Annotated in this window: 1 protein-coding gene; it reads right to left on the bottom strand. The window is 40.4% G+C overall.

The annotated features are described in order from the left end of the window. Positions 1 to 447: 447 nt before the first annotated feature. A complete protein-coding gene (locus tag OB236_RS15960) occupies positions 448 to 2,823 on the bottom strand; it encodes a discoidin domain-containing protein (protein WP_262684884.1) in 2,376 nt (791 codons plus the stop codon). Positions 2,824 to 3,491 lie beyond the last annotated feature (668 nt).

Raw genomic sequence — 3,491 nt, 5'->3', positions numbered from 1 at the left:
TTTCAGGTTGTATATCTTTAATTCGACGGTTGGAAATGAATTCCTTTAGTTCAACTTATATAGCCATTATTGATAGACTCCTATAGCTTTGACCCAAAATATCTGTCCGTGTTGCCGCATCATTAATCTACTGAAGTTTAAATTCTTTCGGGAAATATAATGTGGCACGAAGGGGTTACTAAATCCATGGATACCCATTCTGTATTATCTCAGTACTTTGCCGATCACTTGACCATTGTATCGCTGGATTGTTATCCGCTACTTTGTAATTTCCCCCAACACAATTGGATATTGTCTAGCTCCTGACACTAATGATTCATTTGCTGGATGGACTAGTTCCGATGGGATCGCTTCTGACATGTTTTTTGTCCACAAGTGAGGAAAAAGTATGCACCATCCGATGAGTCTCTTATCAATTACGTCATCAGAGTTTTGCAACACAAGAGGTTACTCAACTAATTTTAGCTGGGTAACAACCTTTTTAAGTTGATTGCCATTACTATCGTATGTAAAATCAACTCGATAAAAGATACCTTTTTGATAGTAATAGACAGTCGTTGGTTGGTTCCTACTATTATAAAGGTAAGTAGTAAGTGGATTGTACACTTTCCCCGATGTTTGTAGATTACCCAATACAAAGGTGTATGTGCTCGTATCCGCAATATTTTGATGTACCTTAACATACCTTGTTGTCAGATTGGTAAACGTGAATGCATGTACCAACTGATTGTTCTCAATTTTTGAGCTAAATGTCCAATTATTAGTCTGTGTATACGTTATGTTATCACTGCTGGTGTAAAGGGTGTAATTACTTGGTCCCAATCGGGTCGTTAACGAGTTATTCCATAACTCTATTCTTCCAATATCCTTTATACTACCTAAATCAAATCCTACACTACGGCTGTTATAGTCAGTTGCCGTTGGGTTACCCATACCCCAATTGATCACAGGAATTGTTGCTGGTACCGTATCATCTTCTACAATTCCTACTGTTGCCGGTATCTGTGGTGCCAGCACACTTTGGTCATATATTTTTGCATCGGTTTGCAGATTAAACAATACAAATGTATAGGTACTTGTATCCGCTATATTCTGATGCACCTTCACATATCGTGCTGTCAGATTTGCAAAGGTGAAGGTATGCACCATCTTACCGTTCACGATGTTCGAACTAAACGTCCAGTTTTTTACGGGTACGTACGTCAGGTTGTCGTTACTACTGTAAACGGTATAATTACTTTGTCCTAATCTTGTTGTCGACGTATAGTTCCATAACTCTATTTTTCCGATTCCTTTTGTACTGCCTAAATCAAATCCTACACTTACGTTACCGTAATCCACCGCGACACCATCTGTGTAACCCCAAGAGACGAGTCGACCGGCCAAAGGGTCTATATCGTTGCCTGTTGCTCCTACCGTTGCTGACATCTGCGGTGCGAGTATACTTTGATCATATATTTTTGCATCGGTTTGTAGATTAAACAATACAAACGTATAGGTACTTGTATCCGCTATATTCTGATGCACCTTCACATATCGTGCTGTCAGATTTGCAAAGGTGAAGGTATGCACCATCTTACCGTTCACGATGTTCGAACTAAACGTCCAGTTTTTTACGGGTACGTACGTTAGGTTGTCGTTACTGCTGTACACGGTATAATTACTTTGTCCTAATCTTGTTGTCGACGTATAATTCCATAACTCTATTTTTCCGATTCCTTTTGCACTGCCTAAATCAAATCCTACACTTACGTTACCGTAATCTACCGCGACACCATCTGTGTAACCCCAAGAAACGAGTATACCGGCTAAAGGGTCTATATCGTTGCCTGTTGCTCCTACCGTTGCTGACATCTGCGGTGCGAGTATACTTTGATCATATATTTTTGCATCGGTTTGTAGATTAAACAATACAAACGTATAGGTACTTGTATCCGCTATATTCTGATGCACCTTCACATATCGTGCTGTCAGATTTGCAAAGGTGAAGGTATGCACCATCTTACCGTTCACGATGTTCGAACTAAACGTCCAGTTTTTTACGGGTACGTACGTTAGGTTGTCGTTACTGCTGTACACGGTGTAATTACTTAAACCTAATCGGGTTGTCGACGTATAGTTCAATAACTCTATTTTCCCTATACCTTTTGCACTCCCTAAATCAAATCCTACACTGGCGTTACCGAAATCAAGCGCGACGCCATCTGTGTAACCCCAGGAAACGAGTCGACCGGCTAAAGGGTCTATATCGTTTGCTGTTCCTCCTACTGTTGCTGGCATCTGCGGTGCGAGTATACTTTGATCATATATTTTTGCATCGGTTTGTAGATTAAACAATACAAACGTATAGGTACTTGTATCCGCTATATTCTGATGCACCTTCACATATCGTGCTGTCAGATTTGCAAAGGTGAAGGTATGCACCATCTTACCGTTCACGATGTTCGAACTAAACGTCCAGTTTTTTACGGGTACGTACGTTAGGTTGTCGTTACTGCTGTACACGGTGTAATTACTTAAACCTAATCGGGTTGTCGACGTATAGTTCAATAACTCTATTTTCCCTATACCTTTTGCACTCCCTAAATCAAATCCTACACTTACGTTATGGTAATCTAGCGCGATGCCATCTGTGTAACCCCAAGATGCGAGCCGACCTTCAGTAGGATTTATATCGTTGTCTGTTATTCCGACCGTAGCTGTTAATTTCCCATTTGATAATATGTTTTCAGATGTAGTTGAATGTAACGGATCGTTGAAGGGTATCGCTGACTCTCCCGCCACATATTCAACCGATAATAAAGGAAAGATAAAAGCAAACATCAAGAGGATGGTTAATAATTTTCGGATCTTTCTGCTTCTTAACACGGATCATACTCCTTAAGATCGATAATTTTCAGTTCACTTTCATCGTGTCTACGTTAGGTATCGTCGTCTATTTAATACAGCATGGACGTTGCTCAGTATGTCTTCCAAGATCCAATCAAAAAGTTCTTTATACACATACGAGAGTCGCGCTCTTACTAAATCTCGGGAGTATAACCTTTTATTTTTTGGTCTTCTTCACCATATTCCCATTGCTATCATATTGAAACTCTGAAGTCCCACCATTCGGAAAATGTATATACATACGAACTTACGCTTCCTGTAGTCCCTATCCCTGGGTTATCGGCTGCCGCCGCAGGTGAAGCCAGACTCGTGATGATTAGAATAAGACTGAGCACGATACTAAATGATCGTAAAAAGATTCGTTTATACATGAGTACCCCCATCATCCATTATTTGAGTATTGTATTTCCTTACTTGTCTAACGCGTTTACTTTTTATAGTCCAACCAATCGACGTTGATAGTGCCACTGCTCAGACTATCGCCTAGTCAAATAAATAGCAGGGCAATCAGTCGTTAGCCCTTCACCAGCACTATAGCGTCCGCAAAAGCATTCCCCGTTGCATTGCCTTCTACGATCACCCGAACAAGTAATTTTACCGTA

Source organism: Paenibacillus baimaensis, from assembly GCF_025567575.1.
The sequence above is the reverse complement of the archived record's forward strand: the minus strand, read 5'-3'. Positions and strand labels throughout refer to the sequence as shown.

Excerpts from the sequence above, each read along its gene's own strand:
- OB236_RS15960 (WP_262684884.1), bottom strand. The coding sequence starts at position 2,823 with ATGTTTGCTTTTATCTTTCCTTTATTATCGGTTGAATATGTGGCGGGA.